At 54.5% G+C, this 20,828-nt stretch carries 20 protein-coding genes; 14 read left to right on the top strand and 6 right to left on the bottom strand.

What is annotated here, in order from left to right:
- Window positions 1-22: 22 nt before the first annotated feature.
- Window positions 23-733 (bottom strand): ComF family protein, encoded by a 711-nt coding sequence (locus tag D9N13_RS19035; protein ID WP_290593286.1) that lies wholly within the window; start codon window positions 731-733, stop codon window positions 23-25.
- A 179-nt stretch (window positions 734-912) separates the two neighbouring features.
- Between D9N13_RS19035 and bioB the strand changes: the two genes are divergently transcribed.
- The 8 genes from bioB to D9N13_RS18995 all read left to right on the top strand — a co-directional run bounded on the left by bioB (window position 913) and on the right by D9N13_RS18995 (window position 9,157).
- Complete coding sequence (gene bioB, locus D9N13_RS19030) at window positions 913-2,025, top strand: biotin synthase BioB (RefSeq protein WP_290593285.1); 1,113 nt, start codon at window positions 913-915, stop codon at window positions 2,023-2,025.
- A 22-nt stretch (window positions 2,026-2,047) separates the two neighbouring features.
- A complete protein-coding gene (gene bioF, locus D9N13_RS19025; protein ID WP_290593283.1) occupies window positions 2,048-3,226 on the top strand; it encodes an 8-amino-7-oxononanoate synthase in 1,179 nt (392 codons plus the stop codon).
- A 1-nt stretch (window position 3,227) separates the two neighbouring features.
- Window positions 3,228-4,031 carry a pimeloyl-ACP methyl ester esterase BioH gene (gene bioH, locus D9N13_RS19020; RefSeq protein ID WP_290593281.1) on the top strand — a complete coding sequence of 268 codons (804 nt, stop codon included), beginning with the start codon at window positions 3,228-3,230 and terminating at the stop codon, window positions 4,029-4,031.
- Complete coding sequence (gene bioC, locus D9N13_RS19015; RefSeq protein WP_290593279.1) at window positions 4,028-4,825, top strand: malonyl-ACP O-methyltransferase BioC; 798 nt, start codon at window positions 4,028-4,030, stop codon at window positions 4,823-4,825. Before bioH ends, bioC begins: the two co-directional genes overlap by 4 nt.
- Before the next feature lie 46 nt (window positions 4,826-4,871).
- A complete protein-coding gene (gene bioD / locus D9N13_RS19010) occupies window positions 4,872-5,555 on the top strand; it encodes a dethiobiotin synthase (protein WP_290593277.1) in 684 nt (227 codons plus the stop codon).
- 185 nt (window positions 5,556-5,740) lie between these two features.
- A complete protein-coding gene (locus tag D9N13_RS19005) occupies window positions 5,741-5,974 on the top strand; it encodes a hypothetical protein (protein ID WP_290593275.1) in 234 nt (77 codons plus the stop codon).
- Window positions 5,975-5,985: 11 nt separating this feature from the next.
- Window positions 5,986-6,948: a putative metalloprotease CJM1_0395 family protein gene (locus D9N13_RS19000; RefSeq protein WP_290593274.1), complete on the top strand. Its 963-nt coding sequence runs from the start codon at window positions 5,986-5,988 to the stop codon at window positions 6,946-6,948.
- A 406-nt stretch (window positions 6,949-7,354) separates the two neighbouring features.
- Window positions 7,355-9,157, top strand: a complete 1,803-nt coding sequence (locus tag D9N13_RS18995) for an acyl-CoA dehydrogenase C-terminal domain-containing protein (RefSeq protein WP_290593272.1) — start codon at window positions 7,355-7,357, stop codon at window positions 9,155-9,157.
- A 103-nt stretch (window positions 9,158-9,260) separates the two neighbouring features.
- On the opposite strand, the gene D9N13_RS18990 is transcribed toward D9N13_RS18995, so the two are convergent.
- Window positions 9,261-10,691, bottom strand: coding sequence for a hypothetical protein (locus D9N13_RS18990; RefSeq protein ID WP_290593270.1), 1,431 nt, complete (start codon window positions 10,689-10,691; stop codon window positions 9,261-9,263).
- A 571-nt stretch (window positions 10,692-11,262) separates the two neighbouring features.
- Here D9N13_RS18990 and D9N13_RS18985 point away from each other — a divergent pair.
- The 4 genes from D9N13_RS18985 to D9N13_RS18970 all read left to right on the top strand — a co-directional run bounded on the left by D9N13_RS18985 (window position 11,263) and on the right by D9N13_RS18970 (window position 14,084).
- Window positions 11,263-12,192, top strand: coding sequence for an acyltransferase (locus D9N13_RS18985; protein ID WP_290593268.1), 930 nt, complete (start codon window positions 11,263-11,265; stop codon window positions 12,190-12,192).
- Between the two features lie 3 nt (window positions 12,193-12,195).
- Window positions 12,196-12,648, top strand: a complete 453-nt coding sequence (locus D9N13_RS18980) for a MarR family winged helix-turn-helix transcriptional regulator (protein WP_290593266.1) — start codon at window positions 12,196-12,198, stop codon at window positions 12,646-12,648.
- Between the two features lie 125 nt (window positions 12,649-12,773).
- Complete coding sequence (locus D9N13_RS18975; RefSeq protein WP_290593264.1) at window positions 12,774-13,103, top strand: ArsR/SmtB family transcription factor; 330 nt, start codon at window positions 12,774-12,776, stop codon at window positions 13,101-13,103.
- A 114-nt stretch (window positions 13,104-13,217) separates the two neighbouring features.
- Window positions 13,218-14,084: a methyltransferase domain-containing protein gene (locus D9N13_RS18970; RefSeq protein ID WP_290593262.1), complete on the top strand. Its 867-nt coding sequence runs from the start codon at window positions 13,218-13,220 to the stop codon at window positions 14,082-14,084.
- A gap of 26 nt (window positions 14,085-14,110) precedes the next feature.
- On the opposite strand, the gene rhlB is transcribed toward D9N13_RS18970, so the two are convergent.
- From rhlB to D9N13_RS18955, 3 genes are all read right to left on the bottom strand, one after another.
- Window positions 14,111-15,403: an ATP-dependent RNA helicase RhlB gene (gene rhlB / locus D9N13_RS18965; protein ID WP_290593260.1), complete on the bottom strand. Its 1,293-nt coding sequence runs from the start codon at window positions 15,401-15,403 to the stop codon at window positions 14,111-14,113.
- A gap of 114 nt (window positions 15,404-15,517) precedes the next feature.
- A complete protein-coding gene (locus tag D9N13_RS18960; protein ID WP_290593258.1) occupies window positions 15,518-16,120 on the bottom strand; it encodes a DUF938 domain-containing protein in 603 nt (200 codons plus the stop codon).
- 72 nt (window positions 16,121-16,192) lie between these two features.
- Window positions 16,193-16,510 (bottom strand): hypothetical protein, encoded by a 318-nt coding sequence (locus D9N13_RS18955; protein WP_290593256.1) that lies wholly within the window; start codon window positions 16,508-16,510, stop codon window positions 16,193-16,195.
- 188 nt (window positions 16,511-16,698) lie between these two features.
- On the opposite strand from D9N13_RS18955, the gene D9N13_RS18950 reads away from it, so the two are divergent.
- Complete coding sequence (locus tag D9N13_RS18950) at window positions 16,699-17,835, top strand: GNAT family N-acetyltransferase (RefSeq protein ID WP_290593254.1); 1,137 nt, start codon at window positions 16,699-16,701, stop codon at window positions 17,833-17,835.
- Window positions 17,836-17,949: 114 nt separating this feature from the next.
- Window positions 17,950-19,317, top strand: coding sequence for a DEAD/DEAH box helicase (locus D9N13_RS18945; protein WP_290593387.1), 1,368 nt, complete (start codon window positions 17,950-17,952; stop codon window positions 19,315-19,317).
- Window positions 19,318-19,348: 31 nt separating this feature from the next.
- On the opposite strand, the gene dbpA is transcribed toward D9N13_RS18945, so the two are convergent.
- Entirely contained in the window at window positions 19,349-20,734 is a 1,386-nt protein-coding gene (gene dbpA / locus D9N13_RS18940) for an ATP-dependent RNA helicase DbpA (protein ID WP_290593253.1), read from the bottom strand.
- Window positions 20,735-20,828 lie beyond the last annotated feature (94 nt).

Below are 20,828 nucleotides of genomic sequence, written 5' to 3'. Positions count from 1 at the left end.
GTTTGGCGGAGAGCGCATCCTATCATATTGGGGAAGAGGGCATTGCAACGTTGCGCTTGGCGGCTCTGGCCAGCGCCCAACCATCCACTCGTTCCACACCGCTGCTGCGCAGTTGCTTTGCCAGTTGATTCAGGGTGCTGCCCGTGGTGATGACATCATCCAGCAGGGCAATGTGTTGCACCGGGTATGGCAATGACTGCAGCACTGTACGCTGAATGCGAAAAGCCCGGGTCATATTGTGTTGGCGCCCTGACCGGGACAGAGACTTCTGCTGTTTGGGTTCGCGCACCTTGATGATCAGGTTATGGCTAACCGGTATCCCCAATTTGCGCCCCACCAGCGTGGCGATTACCCCGGCTTGATTGAATCCCCGTTCCCGCTGTTTATTGGGGTGCAGCGGCACAGGCACGATAATGTCCGGCCGGGTAACCTGCTGCGCCTGCAACTGCGCGGCCAGCAGGCGGCCCAGGCTGAACAGCAGCTCCGCCCGTTTTCCGCCTTTGCCCTGCAGGATCAGTTGGTCTATGGGGAATTGATAGAGGAAGGGGGCAAAGCACTGGTCATAGTGAGGTTCCTCCTGGATGCACTGCTGGCAAAGCCCTTCAAATGGGTCAGGCCAGGGCTCGGCGCAGCGCTCACAGCAGTGCTGATTCCAGGGCATATCCTGCGCGCAGTGATGGCACAGATCCTGGAGCGGTGGGGTGAGTCCATGACACAGCAGGCAGAAAAACATAATGGGTTAAATAAATACACTTAGGTTATAAAATAGTCATTTGTAAACTTTTGAATCAATGTGCAAGTTGACAATGGTGGTTGAGCCGATAAGATGCTCAGTTATTACCCATGGGCAAGCGACAGGCCGTTATCAAAGAGACACCGTCGCCATAAAAAATCCAACCACGAGGCCACACCATGACCGCACCGCAGATTCCAGTGGAAACCGTCCGCCACGATTGGACCCTGAAGGAAATTCAGGCGCTGTTTGACCTGCCATTCAACGACCTGTTGTTTCAGGCGCAGACGGTTCACCGTCAATTCCATGATCCCAATGCGGTGCAGATCAGCACATTACTGAGTATCAAAACCGGTGCCTGCCCCGAAGACTGTAAATACTGTTCGCAAAGCGGCCACTACAATACCGGGCTGGAAAAAGAAAAACTGATGGAGATTCAGAATGTGCTGACCCAGGCGCGGGAAGCCAAAGCCTCCGGTGCAAGCCGCTTCTGCATGGGGGCCGCATGGCGTTCCCCCCGTGAGAAGGATATGCCCTATGTGCTGGACATGGTGAAGCAGGTGAAATCCCTGGGGATGGAGACCTGTATGACATTGGGCATGCTGGATCAGGATCAGGCCCAGCGTCTGGCCGATGCCGGTCTCGATTATTACAACCACAATCTGGATACTTCCCCCGAGCACTACAATTCCATCATCACCACCCGAACCTATCAGGATCGCCTGGATACACTGGCCAATGTCCGGGATGCCGGTATGAAGGTTTGCTGCGGCGGCATTCTGGGGATGGGTGAAACCGCCCGTGATCGTGCCGGACTGCTGATGCAACTGGCCAATCTGCCGGAACATCCCGAGAGCGTTCCCATCAACATGCTGGTGAAGATTGAAGGTACTCCGCTGGAAAACGTGGATGATCTTGATCCCTTCGACTTTGTGCGGAATATCGCTGTGGCGCGGATTCTGATGCCGAAATCCTCTGTGCGTTTGTCCGCAGGCCGTGAAGCCATGAATGAGCAAATGCAAGCGCTGTGTTTCATGGCCGGTGCCAACTCAATTTTCTACGGCGAGCGTCTGCTGACCACCAGCAACCCCGAAGCGTCTTCCGATATGCAGTTGTTTAAAAAGCTGGGGATCAAACCCATGGACCTCAAAGTGGAAGCCAGCGACGAAGCCAGTGAATCCGCTTTGTTGGATGCGGTTATACATCAGAAAAACGCGCACCTGTTCGTGGATGCTGGCCGCAGGGATGGTGCTTTGGAACCTCATAAAGACTGTCCCAAAATGAGCCACTGACCGGCGGGAGTTGGTCAAGGCGATGAGTGATCCGTTCCAGCTGGCGCGGCGACTGCAGGAGCGGCACCAGCAGCATTTATACCGTCAACGCCGGCTGCTGCAATCCCCGCAACAGGCGCGGGTGCAGTGCGATGGTCGCAGTGTGCTGAATTTTTGCAGCAACGATTATCTGGGCCTGGCCAATCACCCACAGGTGATCGCAGCCAGCCAGCGGGCCGCTGAGCGATATGGCTTTGGCAGTGGTGCATCCCATTTGGTGATCGGGCACAGCGCGGTTCACCATGAATTGGAAGAGCGGCTGGCGGACTGGGTCGGTTGCCCGCGTGCTTTATTGTTTTCCACCGGCTACATGGCCAATGTCGGTGTCATCAGTGCATTGCTGGAGCGGGGCGACACGGTACTGCAAGACAAGCTGAACCATGCATCCTTGTTGGATGGTGCCCAACTGAGCCGCGGTCGACTGCAACGTTATCATCACAACAACCCAGGGAGCTTGCAGCAGCGTTTGCAGCAAGCCACCGGCCGGGTGCTGGTGGCGACGGACTCGGTGTTCAGTATGGATGGTGACGTTGCCCCGTTGCCGGATATCGCCGATCTGTGTGTACAGCATGATGCCTGGTTGATGGTGGACGATGCCCATGGTCTGGGGGTGTTGGGCAAAGGCCATGGTTGTTTGGCTGAGTATGGGCTCGACAGTCGGCAGGTTCCGATCTACATGGGCACACTGGGAAAGGCGCTGGGGAGTTTTGGCGCCTTTGTGGCCGGCAGTGCGGATTTGATTGAGTTTCTGATTCAGGCAGCCCGTCCCTATATCTATACCACTGCCATGCCACCGTCGGTGGCAGCTGCATCGCTGGCGAGTGTGTCGCTATTGGAATCCGAATCCTGGCGGATGGAAAAACTCCAGGGCTTGATCTCTCGATTTACGCAGGGTGCGGCGCAGCTTGCATTACCCCTGATGCTCTCGCAAACGGCAATCCAGCCATTGTTGGTGGGCGATTCAGCGCGCGCATTACATATGAGTGATTGGCTTTTACAGCAAGGGGTTCTGGTGGGGGCCATTCGGCCACCGACGGTGCCGGCGGGCAGTGCCCGTTTACGCATTACGCTCACCGCTGATCACAGTGAACAGGAAATTGATTTATTGCTGGGTGTGCTGGGCCGCGCACTGCAAGCACATCCGGCAGGAGACGATGATTAATATGGGCTTAACGCTTTATCACGACCGCTACCGTTGCACCGGTAATATGGATAACCCACCGGAACTGATTGTGCTGCACGGCTGGGGCATGCACAGCCTGGTGTGGGACGAAGTTATGCCCGCGTTGCTGGAGCATTTTCAGGTGACGGTGGTGGATCTGCCCGGACTGGGACGCAGCCCCATGCCCGGGGGTGAGTATACCCTGGATTATCTGGTGGAGCATGTGCTGGCGGTTGCACCAGCCAAGGCAGTTTGGCTGGGGTGGTCTTTGGGCGGCATGGTAGCGATGCGCACCGCCAGCCAGTTTCCCGAGCGGGTGGCGGGCCTGATCACGGTGGCTTCCACACCGAAATTTGTGGCCGATGGCCAATGGCCATTGGCAATGAAGGAGGAGGTCCTGAAGGCCTTCCAGCGGGTGCTGTTGGAAGATGCAGAGGGCACGCTCATTCGCTTCCTGTCGTTGCAGTGTAAAGGCAGTGAACGCATCAAAGACGATATTCGTGCCTTGAAAGAACTGGTGTATTTTCATGGTATCCCCGCCCAGAAAGCGTTGCGCTGTGGATTGGAAATCCTGCAGGCGGTTGATCTGCGCCAGGATCTGCAGCGAATTCAATGCCCCACCCTGCACCTGTTTGGCGAGCGGGATCACCTGATTCCGGTGGGCGTGAGCGACGCTGTAGGTGATTTGCAACCGGCCGCTCATACCGCGGTTATTAAAGGGGTTGCCCATCTGCCTTTCCTGTCCGCACCGGATCTGTTTATTGCGGCCTGCACGGATTTCCTGCGGGAGCAACAGTTATTATGACGGTGGACAAGAAAGCCATTGCTTTGTCGTTCAGCCGGGCGGCGTCCCGCTATGACAGTGTGGCCCATGTGCAACGTCAGGTGGGACAGGCCATGTTGGCTGTGCTGGCCGCGCAGCCGGCAACGTTTAATGCGGCGCTGGATATTGGCTGCGGTACCGGTGCCTTGACCATGGCCTTGGCACCGTTTGCACAACACATTACGGCACTGGACCTGGCGCCCGGAATGCTGAACGTGGCCCGGCGCAATGACGGTGACGGAGTGATTCAGGATTTTGTGTGCGGTGATGCCGAGAACTTACCGTTCGAAGCGGAACAATTCGATTTGGTGTTCAGCAGTTTTGCGTTGCAATGGTGCGACGACCTGGGAAAGGTGTTGCAGGATGTTTATACCCTGCTGCGCCCGGGAGGTCGCTTTGTCTTTTCAATGCCAGTGGAAAATACGCTGCGCGAATTAAAGCTGAGTTGGGAAAAGGCGGAAAGCCGGTTCCATCATGTTAATGACTTTCTGGCGGTAAGTGCACTGAAAGACCTCATTCAGGCTTCGCCTTTTCAGTTGCAGGTATTGCAGGAAAAGCTGGATGTGGCGTTTTACGAAACCGTGCGTGAACTGACCCGGGAACTGAAAACGCTGGGTGCCCATCAGGTCACCAATAACCGCGCGCAGTCGCTTACCGGCAAGAAAACCGTTTTCCAGATGATGAGCAACTACGAACACTTTCGTAACCACCAGGGAATGTTGCCTGCCAGTTGGCACTATGTGGTGGTCGCGTTGCAGAAGCCTTCTCTTGCCTGAGCCGTTACGGAACGTCTAATCCACTATTGAGCAACAGGAGTATCCCGTGAAAAAGCGATTCTTTGTCACCGGTACCGACACCGATGCGGGCAAAACCTTTGTTACCGTGCTGATGCTGGAAGCACTGAAACAAAGAGGCCTCAGTACGTTAGCCTTGAAACCACTGGCTGCGGGATGTGAGCAGGTTGACGGGGAGTTGCGCAACGATGATGCTCTTAAATTGCAGGCGGCCATGACCGTGGCGTTGCCTTATCAGCAAATTAACCCCATTGCACTGAAGTCTGCCATTGCGCCGCACCTTGCGGCTGAAGAAGAAGGCCGAACGTTATCGGTGGATCGGCTGGCGGGGTTGATACGCGGAGCCCTTATGACGCCGGCAGACGTCACCCTGGTGGAAGGTGCCGGTGGATGGCTGGTACCGCTGAATCACCGGGAAACACTGGGTAATCTGGTAAAAGAGCTGGAGCTGCCGGTGATTCTGGTGGTGGGGGTGCGCCTGGGCTGTCTCAATCATGCCCTGCTCACGGCACAGGCCGTTGCGGCGGCGGGATTGCCCTTGGCAGGGTGGGTGGCCAACGGCATTGATCCGGAGGCAGCCAAAGTTCAGGAAAACATCAATACCCTGAAAAGCATGCTGCCAGCGCCCTGTCTTGGGGTGATTCCCCATGGGCCGCAGGCAGATAAAGAGGCGTTAGCGCAGCTAATTGATATCGATTTGCTATTACAGTGACCCTGTATATAGTTTTTTAATATTGCAGGCCCACTAAATCCTGCAGAATCAGTAGCTTGTAAACGCGGCGTTGATTGATTTGTGCACAATTTGAAAATCCACACTATACTTGTACATGAGCCGGAAGTGGGCCCGCAAACCGGGCCTTGGCCCGGTGGTATAATCGCCTTCAGAGGAATGCAGTTATGGTGATTGGATCAGTGTTAAACAACGGCGTCGCCGGCATCCAAAAGGGATTGTCGGAGATGAATAAAGCCAGTGCCCAGGTGGCGCAAGTGGCTACGTCTGAAGACCCTGCAACGGATTTGACCGAGTCTGCAGTGAGCTTACTGCAGAGCAAGTTGCAGGTGCAGGCATCAGCCAAGGTAGTGCAAACCGCCAGTGACACCATGGGCAGCATTATCGATATTGAGGTCTGAAGGGTAACGCCATGCAGATCCAGCCGGCACAACCCAATGTCACTAATGTGGCAGCCTATGCCAGCTCAGCCTCTCCCAATGGGCTGGAGCAGGATCGGGTGCGTGCCGACATTCCCCCGGTTGCAGAGGGCCAAAAGAATGCCCCCAGCCAAAATCAACAGTTCTTTGCCACTCCTGCACCGGTAAGCGCATCGATACCCGGCGATGAGAAGGCCCTGCAGAACTCCGATTCAAACAACGAGCGGGATGTGGATCGGCAGGACGCTCGCCCTGCTGAGAAATCCAGCGCGGAGGAGCGCCAGGGGCTATCGGAAGAAGACCAGGTGGTGATTGATCAGCTGAAAGCCCGGGATCGCGAAGTTCGGGTACACGAAGCCGCGCACGCTGCCATCGGCGGCCGTTATGCGGGCAGCCCCAGCTTCCAGTATTCCCGTGGCCCCGATGGGCGTAACTATGCGACAGGAGGTGAAGTCAGCATCAGCACTTCACCGGTTGCCGGAAACCCCCAGGCCACTATTGAAAAAGCCCGTATCATCCGGGCTGCTGCCCTGGCTCCCGCTGAGCCTTCAACCCAGGATCGCCGGGTGGCGGCAGAAGCCGCCCAGATGGAAATTAAGGCAGAGGCTGAATTGCGCGCGGTGCAGGCAGAACAGACTGCCCAGGAAGAGGCGCGTAAGGCAGAGGAACAAGAGAAATCCCGCAATGAACCTGAGGTGGAAGAGGGCGAATCGGCACAGCCGGTGCGTGAACCCAGGGAACCACCGTCACTGGTGCAGGCCACTGCAGCAGAAGATACGGAATCTGAATCAGAGGATGATACGGAGGCTCAGGAGGAACAACCCCGCAATGCCCGCGAGGAACTGGAGAAAATTTTACTTGGCTCTAGCGGGCTTATTCAGCAGGCCAACCAACTTGGCCTGGTAGACCCGCAAAACCCCTACGGTAAAAGCGGCTTTCTGGACGTGATTGCCTGACAGCGGGCGCGCCTGTCAGATCCCCCCACTATCTTACGAATTGAATGGTCGATTGATGGCCAATCTCCCCCTGCATTAGGGCAATTGTTGAGGATTTGTGTAAATCCACATTGACGAAATCAAACATATGTTTGAAACTATTGTTTAGCAATGCTGCACTGTGTGCTCAGAATTGGATTTTATCGCCCACCCGTCATTTTGTATGAGGGGCGCTTGACTGATTGGTCGCGAAAAATTCTAACGCTTGTTTGAATGGTTCAGGTACCATCCTGTACCCGACCAAGTGCTGATTCCAGCGCAGCAAGAGTGTTTTTCATTGCAATTTTATGCCTGGCCAAATCAGTGGCGGGCGGAACGTTGTCGATAATGAAGCCCATTTTGTACATGGGCACAAGAGGGTAAAGCAATGCCAGAATATAAAGCTCCCAGACGTGATATCCAGTTTGTCATGCATGAAGTCTTGAAGTTGGAAGACCACTATAAGGCCTTGCGTGGTGACGAAGAAGTCAACCGTGATCTGATCGATGCCATCCTGGAAGAGGGTGCCAAATTCTGTGAAAACGAGCTGGCGCCCATCAATCGCACCGGCGATGAAGAAGGCTGTGGTTTCGACAATGGTGTCGTCACTACGCCGAAAGGTTTTAAAGAAGCCTATCAGAAGTACGTGGAAGGTGGCTGGCCTGCCTTGAGCGCCCCCATTGATGAAGGTGGCCAGGGCCTGCCCAACTCTCTGGGCATTGTCATGAGCGAAATGGTGGGTACCGCCAACTGGTCATGGGGCATGTATCCCGGACTGAGTCACGGTGCCATCAAAACTTTGGAATCCCATGGAACCACCGAACAGAAAGAGCAGTATCTGACCCGACTGATCAGCGGTGAGTGGACCGGTACCATGTGCCTGACTGAGCCCCATTGCGGTACCGACCTGGGCATACTGCGCACAAAAGCCGAACCCAATGCTGATGGTTCCTATTCCATCAGTGGTACCAAGATTTTTATCTCCGCCGGTGATCATGACATGGTGGATAACATCATCCACATTGTGCTGGCTCGCCTGCCTGATGCCCCCAAAGGCACCAAAGGTATTTCTCTGTTTATCGTTCCCAAGGTTAACGTGAACGAAGACGGCAGCCTGGGTGAAGCCAACGGCGTCAGCTGCGGCTCTATTGAACACAAGATGGGGATCAAGGCCTCCGCCACCTGCGTCTTGAATTTTGAAGGTGCCAAAGGTTATTTGATCGGCCCGCCGAACCGCGGTTTGAACTGTATGTTCACGTTTATGAACACGGCGCGAATCGGTACCGCCCTGCAGGGCGTTGCGGCAGCGGAAGGTTCCTATCAGGGTGCATTGACCTATGCCAAAGAACGTTTGGCCATGCGTGCACTGAGCGGACCCAAAGCACCAGATAAAGAAGCGGATCCCATCATCGTGCATCCTGATGTGCGGCGCATGCTGTTGACTCAGAAAGCGTTCGCCGAAGGCGGTCGTGCCCTGTTGTACTATCTGTCCATGCAGGGTGATATCGTCGAGCATGGTGCAGACGAAGAAGCCAAGAAGCTGGCTGATGATTTGATGGCGTTCCTCACACCCATTGCCAAGGCATTCTGTACCGAAACCGGATTGGAAGCAGCCAACCACGGGGTTCAGGTGTTCGGTGGTCATGGCTTTATTCGTGAGTGGGGAATGGAGCAGATCGTTCGTGATACGCGTATTGCGACCCTTTATGAAGGCACAACCGGTATTCAGGCATTGGATTTGCTTGGTCGTAAGGTAATGCTGACACAAGGTGGTTTGCTGAAAAACTTCACCAAGATCGTGCATAAATTCTGTAAAGAGAACGATGATAACGCAGAGATTGCGGAGTTCATTGAACCGCTGGCCACATTGAACAAAGAGTGGGGCGATTTGACCACGCAGATCGGCATGCGTGCCATGGCTAACCAGGAAGAGATCGGTGCAGCTGCGGTAGACTATCTGATGTACAGTGGTTATATTACGCTGGCTTATTTCTGGGCGGTAATGGCAAAAGCGGCGAAGGAGCAACTTGCGGCCGGTACCTCTGAAGAAGGCTTCTACACAGCCAAGGTGCAGACTGCGAAATTCTACTTCAAACGTATATTGCCGCGCACCAAGTCCCTGGTGGACACAGTGAACGCTGGTTTGGATAGTTTGATGGATATGGAAGTGGATAATTTCGGATTTTATTAATTCCGGTTACCACCTAATAACGAAAAACAAAATTGGACAGTTTCCCTCTGTAGTCCTTTGCCCGCCAAGACGCGGGCTTTTTTTATTCAGGTCGGCGAGGATGCTATTTCACCAGTTCGGTCCAGCCTCCGCGGTCGTCGTCGTCATCGCCAAAGTCACCAAACTCATCGTCATTGAATTCAACATCATCAGGTACGTCGCTTAACGTTGCTGCGCGCCGGGCTTCGGCCTCTGCTTTGCGTCGTGCTTCTTCCTCTGCCTTTTTCTGGGCGGCTATTTTTTGGGCCTCTTCGGCTTCTTTGCGCGCTTTCTCCTCTGCCAGCCGTTGCCGCTCCTTTTCCAGCTCAGCCTGGCGGGCTGCGTTTTGCTTGTCTTGTCGCTGCTGCTGGGCAAACGCCGCTTTTTCTTTTTTGATGCTGGCAGCAGTGGATTTCTGACAGCTTTCCGTGCTGTTCATAAGCTTGGAAAACTGATTGCTTGAACTCCAGTTGGGATATTGTTTTACCGTTGCGATCAGTTTGGCATCGTTGGTCACTTTGCCCTTCAACGCTGCTGAATTGTTATAGCTGGCTTCTGCCTTACTGATGTCGGCCTCGGCAACAAAACGGTTGCTGAGTTTTTTGGCTGATTCACAAGCCTCTTGAGCCGCCCGTAGGGTGGCAACTCCGTCTTCGATATCTTTTTCAAGAGCCCGCCGGTTCTTGGTGGCGGTGCGAATGTATTCCGAAGTTTGACCTTCACACTGTGCAGAACTGTCCACCAGTTTTTGCAGTTCCTGGCTTTGCGGACGGGTGGGCTGTTCCTTCAGGATGGTGAAAGCCTCGGTATTTTGGCGGGCCGTTTTCTTGGCCTTGGCGGCTTCGTTCATCATGGCATTGACGTCATCGAGCTTGTCCAGGCTGAATTTGGGCGAGGAAATGGTGGTTTTGGCCTTTTCGCATTCGCTCAACACAGTTTGGTAACCCTGGATAGCCGCATTCATCTTCTCCACCAGGGCGTTCTCTTCTTTCATGGCTTCTGCCAGCTTTTCCTCCACTCGGGAGCAGGCCCTGACCTTGGAGGCGAGGGCGAATACTTCCATGATGCTATCGGTAATGATCATGGCATCGTCACGATAGCGTTTGTACTCATCCATATTGGTTTTAGCACTGGGTACATCGCCGTTTTTAAGGGATTCTTTGGCGGTATCACAATAGGTGAATCCTTTTTCCAGAATCGGCGTGGCCTCGGCGCGCTTGATATTGACTTCCACCCGCTCGCAGTAGCGCAGGTTGGAATCCATATCACGTTGGGTGGTACTTAGTATGGTGGAGTCGATGGATTTAGCGCGGTCCAGGTGCTTCAGATACACGTCAAACTTGCGCTTGGCGGCGGGCAGGTCGGAAGTACGCAGGGTGTTGGCCTCAGTACACTCTTTGTATCCCTTAATGTATTCGTTGACAGCGTCATCAAATTTGTCTGCAACCGCAATGCCGGGAGCCAGAAACATACAGGTGATCAGGATGGGAGAAAAGTGCTTGAAATCAACCTTCATGTAGTTACCTGCGTTGTGCCTGCGAATTATTTGGATTGGAAAAATGACACCCTAGCGAGTTGTTCGCATAAGGACATTACGTGATCCCTGTAAACCAATGAATTAACTCAAATTTGACTCCTTTCCCCATTAAATATAGTCGAAGATTCACCACAGATATAGGCAGTTAGGTTTATTTATGTGTCGGTCTTTTACGCAGATGGCCTCAGCATCCAGGGTTGGTGGTGGATTTTATCCAAACCGAGTCAGTTTAGCTAAAAGTCGTTTGTAAATAACGATAACAACGACCCGGTGACCGTTTCTATCGGTGCGCCTTATCGGGCCGTGATATCTGTGACTGTAGGGCCACTGGGGCTAGCCCAACTGGTTTTGGTAAATAGGTGTCCATTTTTGCAATTAGGTGTCCGAAAAGGACACAAATCCCGCCAAATTCGCAGTTCAGTTTTCGGTCGGTTGTGGCATAATGTGCGGCCTCTTTACTAAGGGGTGAGCGGCTGGTCGCGCCGCACAGCGGAGCCCTGGTGGCTTTGTCGTCAGAGAGCGGCAATTTTGTTTGGGAGTAAGAAAGGGCATGTTGTCTTTTTTGCCAGCCCCGCTTCGAGGTTTGCTGGCGTTTTTGTTTATGGCACTGAATACCCTGATTTCAATAGTGCCGTTGTTAGTCGTGACCCTTTTTAGGTTGTTGATCCCCATTAAACCATGGGGACGCGTTTGCGCGTGGGTGATGATCAAGATTGCGGAAAACTGGATGGCGGTAAACAGCCTCATCCTGTCTCTATCAGGCAGAATCCGCATTGATCTGCGTGGAGCGGAGGATCTGCATTATCACGGTTGGTATCTGGTGAGCTGTAATCACCAGAGCTGGAGTGACATTCTAATCCTGCAGAAGGTATTCAATCGCCGAATTCCCATGCTCAAATTTTTCCTCAAGCAGGAATTGATTTGGGTTCCCTTGATGGGGGTTGCCTGGTGGGCATTGGATTTTCCGTTCATGAAACGCTATAGCAAAGAGTTTTTGCTCAAGCATCCCGAGATGAAAGGCAAGGATCTGGAAACCACCCGCAAGGCCTGTGAAAAATTCAAGGAACTGCCGGTATCGGTGATGAACTTTCTGGAAGGCACTCGATTTACGACAGCGAAACACGATGCGCAGGGATCTCCCTACCAGCATTTATTAAAGCCGAAATCCGGAGGGATTGCGTTTGTGTTGTCCGCTATGGGGGGGCAGTTACGTTCCATGCTGGACGTAACGATTGTGTATCACGACAAAGCCATTGGTTTTTGGGATTTGCTCTGTGGTCGGGTCCATCGCCTGACGGTACACATTGTTGAACGGCCGATTCCCGCGCAGTTCAGTCGTGGAGATTACGAGAGTGATCCCGCTTTCCGCGCTGAATTCCAGGAATGGGTAAATCAATTATGGCTGGAAAAAGATGCCTTGATCACCTCGATCAAGCAAGAATCCGTTTTTAGTAATCAAGGTAGCAACGAAAGGGTTTGAAGTATGTCTGAATTTGGACAAAGCACTATTGAAACAAATCTGGCTCAACTGTTCATGCGAGCCTTTTACTGGGCCGATGAAGGCTTACAGAACGCTTTGAAGAAGCAGGGCTGGCCTGGCATCACCCGTGCTCAATCCCTGGTGTTTGTGAATATCAGCGAAGGTGTTACCCGTCCTTCCGAGATCGCATCGCGGGTTGGTGTAACCCGCCAGGCAATTCATCAGACGATCAATGAAATGGTTGAGTTGGGCTATCTCACTCTGCAGCCGGATCCGACAGATCGTCGCGCCAAAGTGGTGGTTTACACCGAACAGGGTAAAGAAGTGGGTGGGGCAACGGTGAGCGCATTGCGCGAAATCGAAAGCTCGTTGTCCAATCGAATCGGTAATGAGCGGGTGGTTGCGCTGCGCGAGGCTCTGGCGCAGGAATGGGGCGATCCCTTTCAGCCAGCCTGATTGTTGCCCGTTGCGTAGCCTGAGAAAGCCCGGTGTGCCGGGCTTTTTTTGTGGGTCGGCACAAAATGCTTGCATAATTGTGCAAGTGTATGCATGCTTGGATTGTTGTTATCGGAAGAGTACTTATGTCTGAGTTGAATGCCATCGTCGATGAATTGGGAACGGACTTTTTTAAAGCGCTGTCGGACCCTTCCCGTATTCAGGTCCTGTTGCGGTTGGCAAGCTCCCCGAACCCCTGCACGGTGTCCCAAGTGGCGGAAGATTGCACGGTGGACCTGTCAGTGGTATCCCGTCATCTCAGCCAACTGAAACGTGCTGGTATCCTGTCTGCCGAAAAACAGGGGCGGGAGGTATATTACCGGCTCAATACCGTCTCTGTAGTCAAGGCATTACGCCAGTGTGCCGATGCCCTGGAGCGGTGCTGTCCGGTAACCGGGGTGACATCCTGCTGTTAACGGCTTCTGTTGTTATTATATTTGCATAATTGCGCAATAAAACAATATTGGGCCGGGTTTGTTCACTGCAAGTTTATTTACTGCGAGTTCATCTACTGAAAGGAGATCAGCATTATGAAACAAACCGATGTGACGTTCGGCCACCGCGAGTCGGTGCGCCAGGAATATGAAGCCAAGTTGTCTCAGTCCGGCGGCTTTTGTGCCCACCAGCTTGAAACGGAATTTGGCTACGACCAGGAGGATCAGACGGCAATCCCGCAGGATGCCATAGACAGCAGCTTTGGTTGCGCAAACCCATTGGCGATGGGAACACTCAATGAGGGAGACTCGGTGCTGGACCTGGGGTGTGGCGCGGGCCTGGATGTGATTCTGGCGGCAAGGCGGGTCGGTGCAAACGGCAAGGTGATCGGAGTGGATATGACCGGGGCGATGATTGAAAAAGCACGCGCCAACGTGGCCGCGGCAGGGCTGGATCATATTGCGGAAATACGCAAGGGGTTGATTGAGTCACTGCCGGTGGAAAGCAGCTCTGTGGACTGGGTGATTTCCAATTGTGTGGTGAGTCTGTCCCCGGAAAAGGAGCAGGTCTTTGCAGAAGTACATAGGGTGCTGAAACCCGGTGGCAAGATGCTGTTGACGGATCTGGTGATGGCGCCGCTTCCCGGCTGGCTGCGCAGACTGGTGGCGCTGAAGAGCCCGGCAGCGGCGAAAGCACTGGATCGTGACCGCTATCTGCAGACTATCGCCGGCTCTGGTTTGATGAATGTGAGCGTACGTTCACAGCTGGATTACGATGCATCCATGTTGCGTGGTTTGGCACAGGATGAGTTGAATATTCGCATGGGGTTATGGCAGGCACTGTTGACCTTGAACCGGGGGCAGTTGACGAGCCACTTGTTGCGACCGATGGTTGAGCCGGGAATCCGGTTGGCCGCCAACAAGGTGTCGAGCATCAAGGTGTATGCGGAAAAGCCTGTTTGAGCGGGAGCCGTGGGGCTCCCCGTTGCTCAACCATTATTGGAGCGGCGTGGCGGCCGCCGGTTGCGGCGCTGATTGTGCTGATGGCTGCGGCGCTGGCGTTCCCGTTCCGGGGAGACCTCCGGTTCGGGTATGGCCTGCAACAATTCGGGTTCCGGTTGCCTGCAGTCCAGTTTGCAGCCCAGTAGCTCCTCGATGGCAGGCAACTGAAAGGCATCCTCTTCACAGGCGAAACTGACGCTGGTACCGGTTTTTCCCGCCCGTCCGGTGCGGCCAATTCGGTGTACGTAATCTTCAGGGTCTTCCGGCAGGGAGTAATTGACCACATGGCTGATGCCTTCGATGTGGATACCGCGCCCGGCCACGTCGGTGGCGACCATCACCCGAATATTGCCTTCACGGAAGCCTTCCAACACCTTAATGCGTTTATGTTGGGGCACGTCCCCGGACAGGGTGGCGCATTTGATGCCATAGTCCCGCAGCTTGTGCGTCAGGTCACGGGTTTCATCCCGCCGATTGGCAAAGATCATCACCCGCTCCAATTGATTCTGCATGATCAGGTTGTAGAGCAGCGCGAACTTCTCATCGGTGGTCACGATATAGACTTTTTGGTCGACCGTGTCGGCAGCGACGGTATCCGACTCCACTTCCAGCTGCTGAGCGTCGATGGTCCAGCTGGACGACAGGTTCATGATGTCCTGGGTAAAGGTTGCACTGAACATCAGGGTCTGCCGGTACTCCTTGAAAGGGGTTTCCCGAATCAGGCGTTTAACATCGGGAATGAAACCCATGTCCAACATGCGATCGGCTTCGTCGATCACCAGAATTTCCGTTTCGCTGAGAAAAAGATCCTTTTTGCGCACAAAGTCGATCAGTCGGCCCGGCGTCCCCACTACAATGTCGATGATTTCATTGTGCAGGCGCTTTTGTTGTTTCTGGTAGTCCATGCCGCCAACGATGCTCAGCAGGCTCAGGGGGGTGTGCTTCACCAGGGTCTGCGCGTCTTTTTCAATCTGCATGGCCAGCTCCCGGGTGGGCGCAAGGATCAGGGCGCGGGGTTCGCCGTTGTAGCGTTCTTCCTGTTCCGGTTCCTTCAGCAGGCGATTGATAACGGTGATCAGAAACGCCGCCGTTTTACCGGTACCGGTTTGGGCTTTACCGATGACGTCCTTGCCTTGCAGGCTGTGGGGAAGGGACAGGGCTTGAATGGGGGTGGCAAATTCGAAACCCAGATCATCAATGCCCTGCTGTAAGGTGGGTTCCAGCTTCAGTTCTTTAAAACGCAGTGTGGGCTGTACTTCTTTACTAACGGTTTCCGTCATGTTGCTTGTTGGTTCTGTCAATTGCTTGGCTCTGAATGGTTTTTGTTCGGATGAATAGTCAAGGTAGCATACCGGTATTAAGCGGGTCAGTATAGAGTTTTACGGGCGCCGCCGTCAGCTGTGCGTACGTTTTTTCCATACCAGAGTCTGGTTATTGGCAGGCATACTGACATCTTCCAGCAGATCCAGCTTTGCTTGGTCAGCCAGCTCGGCAATGGCTTCAAAATCGCGAATACCCTGATGGGGCGCACGCTGTTTTAGCCAGACATCGAAGTCGGCATTGCTGGGGCTGGTGTACTGGCCCCGATACTTGAACGGGCCATAAAAAAATACGTATCCGGATGGCTTAACCAGGTTTGGCAGCAGGTTGAAAAAAGATTCAACAGCTTCCCAGCTCATAATGTGCAGCGTGTTGGCGGAAAACAGGTGGTCGTGTGGGGCAGGGCAAGGCATTTTCTGGGTAACATCAAAGGCAATGGGCGCTGCCAGGTTCGGCTGATCCGCTTCCTGGCACCATTGTTGAATACCGGGCAGATGTTCTGCAACATCGGTGGGTTGCCAGTGAATATAGGGGAGCTGGGCCGATAGATAGGCAGCGTGCTGACCGGTGCCGCTGCCCACTTCCAGCAAGCTGCCGGGTGTGGTCAGGTACTGACGTAACACCGCCAGAATCGGTTGCTTGTTGTTTTCACAGGCTTGAGAAAAAGGCTTTTCCATGACGAACTCCTCGCTGGCGCAGCATAGCGCAGTGCGCGCCACGCAGGCAAGCTGCTGGCCCCCGGGGATCGCTCAGGCAGTACGGGGAGCGTCAAACCAGAACTCGATAATGGAGCAGTCGGATTCGTAGGAGATATCGTATTCAGTGTGACTGGGTATTTCGAACCAGTCGCCAGTGGTGTAGTAACAGTCTTGGTCGTGAAACCGCACTTTGAGTCGGCCCTGAATCACCAGGCATTTTGAATGATTGGGATTGGTGGCGGCGTTGACTTCGGTGCCCGCTTCATATCGGCTGAACATGACATCGCAGCCATGGGCCCCCAGGTGAAAGACATCCAACTGGTCCTCACCTTTCAGAAAGTAGTCCGATTTGTTCTGGAATAAGCTCATAACTCCATCCTCTCGATGCCACTGACACCGCTACTGGTTGTGCAATCCCTGCGTACATTGTGCTTATTACCTTTTTGTTTTTGGATGATTCTCTTCCTTCTGTAATTTAGTACCATGTTTGAGGGAAAGATCAACTAAATTGTTATGTCCGCTTTACAATGGGGGGCTAATTGATCAGGTGGTAATCAATGCGGGTACACATTGAGCAGCGTTTTGTGGATTTGCCGGCAGAAATACAGCAGGCGCTGAGCGTGCCGGATCAAAACCCGTTTTTTAATGCTGCTTTTCTGAGGGCATTGGAAGAGACCGCTTGTGTGAGCCCGTCTCAGGGTTGGCAGCCCACCCACCTGTGGATTGAATCCGCTGATCAGGCGGTGTTTTATCTGCCGTTATACAAGAAGTCCCACTCCTGGGGGGAATTCGTTTTCGACCAGAGCTGGGCCAATGCCTATCACCGACATGGGCTGCCCTACTATCCGAAATGGGTGTCTGCGATTCCGTTTACACCTAGCCTGGGGCCCCGTTGGTGGGTAAAGCCGGGTACAGATGCCGCCCTGGCCTGGCAATGTGCGGCAGATTATATTAAAGCGGCGTTGGCTGGGGGCATGGCATCCAGTTGGCATCTCTTGTTCGCTCAGGGGGAGGATCTGCCGCTGCAGGATGACGAGGCTCTGGTGCGGCGTGATACCCAGTTCCACTGGCTCAACCAGGGCTATCAGGGGTTTGACGATTTCCTCGGGCAGATGAAGTCCCGCAAGCGTAAGTCCATGCGTCGGGAGCGCGCCAAGGTGGCCGAGCAGGGGGTCAGTCTGGTGCGCAAGTTGGGGACTGAGCTGAGCGAGTCGGATTGGATTGAGTTTTATGCCTGTTATTGTAATACCTATCATGAGCGTGGTATGACCCCCTACCTGACCCTGGACTTTTTTCTGCGCATCGGCCGAGATCTTGGGCGGCAGATCATGATGGTACAGGCCATACGTGATCAGCGGCTGATAGCGGCGGCTATTTGTTTTTATGACAGAACCACCTTGTATGGCCGCCATTGGGGGGCGTTACAGGATGTGGACTGTTTGCATTTTGAGGCTTGTTTTTACCAGGGCATTGAGTTCTGTATCGAACAGGGGTTGCAGCGTTTCGACCCGGGTACCCAGGGGGAGCACAAACTGTTGCGCGGATTTGAACCGGTGGCGACCCAGTCCTGGCACTGGATTGCACATTCAGCGTTTCGCAATGCCATTGCCGACTTTCTGCAGGCCGAAGTCAGAGAGATCGAACGCTATCGGCAGCATGCAGCGGAATACCTTCCCTTTCGGTGCCCCGATTAACGGCGCGGGCAGCGTCATCGAAAGAAAGGGGCTATGCTCACTATGGTATATGGTGGACGGTTCCTGTACTCTGCCACACCGCCGTTCGGCACCCATCACTATATGGATCACCTAATGAGTTTTGCTTCACTGGGCCTGTCTGCCCCCATCCTGAGCGCTGTGGCCGATCAGGGCTATGAAACCCCGTCTCCCATTCAGTTGAAAGCCATTCCGCCGGTGCTGGAAGGCAAGGATGTGATGGCTGCCGCCCAGACCGGCACCGGCAAAACCGCGGGTTTCACCTTGCCTATTCTGCAACGCCTGTCCAGCGGTCAGCGGGCGCAGGCCAATCAGGTGCGTTGCCTGATACTGACCCCTACCCGTGAACTGGCGGCTCAGGTGGCGGAAAACGTGGCCCTCTATGGTGCCAATCTGCCGTTGCGTTCGGCGGTGGTGTTTGGCGGTGTGAAGATTAACCCGCAGATGATGAAATTGCGTAAAGGGGTGGATATCTTGGTGGCCACTCCGGGGCGCCTGCTGGACCTGTACAACCAGAACGCGGTGAGGTTCAAGCAACTGGAGGTGCTGGTGCTGGATGAAGCGGATCGCATGCTGGACATGGGCTTCATTCATGATATTCGCCGAATTATTGCCGTGCTGCCCAAGCAGCGGCAGACCATCCTGTTTTCCGCCACCTTTTCCGACGACATTCGTAAACTGGCAAAAACATTGGTACACAATCCGCTGGAGATCTCTGTCGCACCGGCGAATTCCACCGCCAGCCTGGTTGAGCAGCTGGTGTGTCCGGTGGACAAGAAAAAGAAGGCGGACTTGCTGGTTGCACTGATTCGAAAGCAGCAATGGCAGCAGGTGCTGGTGTTCACCAAGACCAAACGGGGCGCCAATCAGTTGAGCCGACATCTGGAAACAGAGGGGATCACCGCTGCGGCCATTCATGGCAATAAAACCCAGGCAGCCCGCACCAAGGCGCTGGCGGAGTTCAAGCGCGGGGGAGTGCGCGTTCTGGTGGCCACCGACATTGCTGCCAGGGGGTTGGACATCGATCAGTTACCCCAGGTGGTCAATTATGAGCTGCCCAATGTGCCTGAAGATTATGTGCATCGGATCGGGCGCACCGGTCGTGCCGGTGCCAGTGGCAAGGCGGTATCGTTGGTGTGCGCTGATGAAGCCAAGCTGCTGTTTGACATTGAGCGGGTGATCCGGCGTGTTGTTGATCGGGAAACGGTTCCTGGTTTTGAGCCGGTGCATGAATTGTCGGAATCCCGTTTGCCAAATAAAGCGAACAAGCCCAGGAAACCCAAGCAGTCCAGGCACAAATCCGAGCACAAGGATGGTCAGCGTTCGTCAGAGATTGCCACCGGGCACAAGCCTCCTGCAAAGAAGCCTTCCACCCGGCGAGTGCGAAGCAAACCGGCTGCTCAGGGCACAAGCCCGGGTGCAAAAAACGGCGCAGCCAGAGCTCGGGCTGCGTCGCGCAAGTAAACCGGTGATTGCGCTTAACGGGTGATGCCCGTTAGCGCAGGTGACGTACCTTGAAGGTGCGACCTTTCAGTTTACCCTGGGTGAGCTTTGTCAGCGCCTGGCGCAGCACTTTGCGTTGTACCGCCACATAAGAAGCGTTATCGAAGATCTGAATTTTGCCCACCTGGTTGCCGTTGATGCCGTTGTCTCCGGTCAGCGCGCCCAGGATGTCGCCCGGCCGGACCTTTTGCTTTTTACCACCATCAATTTGCAAGGTGGCCATGGGGGCGTCCGCAATGGCGTCGTTCAGCAGGTATTGCGGCGGCAGCGGTTCGGCCTCGATGTCCAGATTCAGAAAATGGCCCAGTTTTTCAATTTTATAGCGTTCTTTTTCATTGTAGAGCGTGCAGGCCAGTCCGTTGCTGCCGGCTCTTCCGGTTCGGCCTATGCGGTGAACGTGTACTTCGCTGTCCCTGGCCAGGTGGTAGTTGATGACCGCATCCAGCTCTTCTATATCCAGCCCCCGTGCTGCCACATCGGTTGCCACCAACACTCGGATGCTTCTGTTGGCGAAGCGCACCAGGGTTTGATCCCGTTCCTTTTGTTCCAGGTCTCCATGCAGCGCCAGGGCACTGAAGCCATAATCATGTAACGCGTCGGCCACCTCCTGGGTTTCCCGTTTGGTGTTGCAGAACACCACTGCCGTATCAGGCTTGATCTGCAACAGGATCAGGCGCAATGCCTGCAAACGCTGGGCTTCATCCTGCACACAGAAAAAACGTTGCTGGATGCTGGTGTCATCATGGGTGGACTCCACTTTCACCATGATGGGAGCTTGCATGATTTGCTGGGCGATGGTTTGTATCTGGGGCGGGTAGGTGGCGCTGAAGAGCAGGGTTTGTCGTTGTTGGGGCACATGCTCAACAATCGCATCCAACGCCGGCTGGAATCCCATATCCAGCATGCGGTCCGCCTCATCCAATACCAACGTGTTCAGGTGGGCCAGGTTCAGAGTGCCTTTACGCAGGTGTTCTTCTACTCGGCCGGGGGTGCCGACGATGATGTGCGCACCGTGTTCAAGTGAACCGATCTGGGGGCCCATGGGCATCCCGCCACACAGCGTGAGTACTTTGATATTGTGAATGGTGCGCGCCAGTCGGCGAATCTCTTTTGCCACCTGGTCGGCCAGCTCCCGGGTGGGACACAGGACCAGTGACTGTACCCGGAAACGTTTTACCTCCAGGTTGTGCAGCAACCCCAGACTGAAGGCTGCGGTTTTACCGCTGCCGGTTTTGCCCTGGGCGATCACATCCTTGCCGGCAAGGATGGGCGGCAGGCTCTGGGCCTGAATGGGGGTCATTGCTTCGTAACCCAGGGCCGCCAGGTTATGCAGTAAATCAGGTTTAAGGGACAGGGTGGAAAAGGCGTGTGTATTCAAGGCGGTGTCCCTCGTGGTTGCCGGTATGCTTGCCGGCTTGTGACCGGCCGGCGCCACTCTAACACCGAATGCCCGCAGGCCCAAGCGCCGGCTG

The organism is Ketobacter sp. GenoA1 (genome assembly GCF_003671475.1).
Lineage (GTDB): Bacteria > Pseudomonadota > Gammaproteobacteria > Pseudomonadales > Ketobacteraceae > Ketobacter.
Note: the sequence above shows the minus strand (reverse complement) of the source record. Positions and strands in the feature narration are given on the sequence as shown.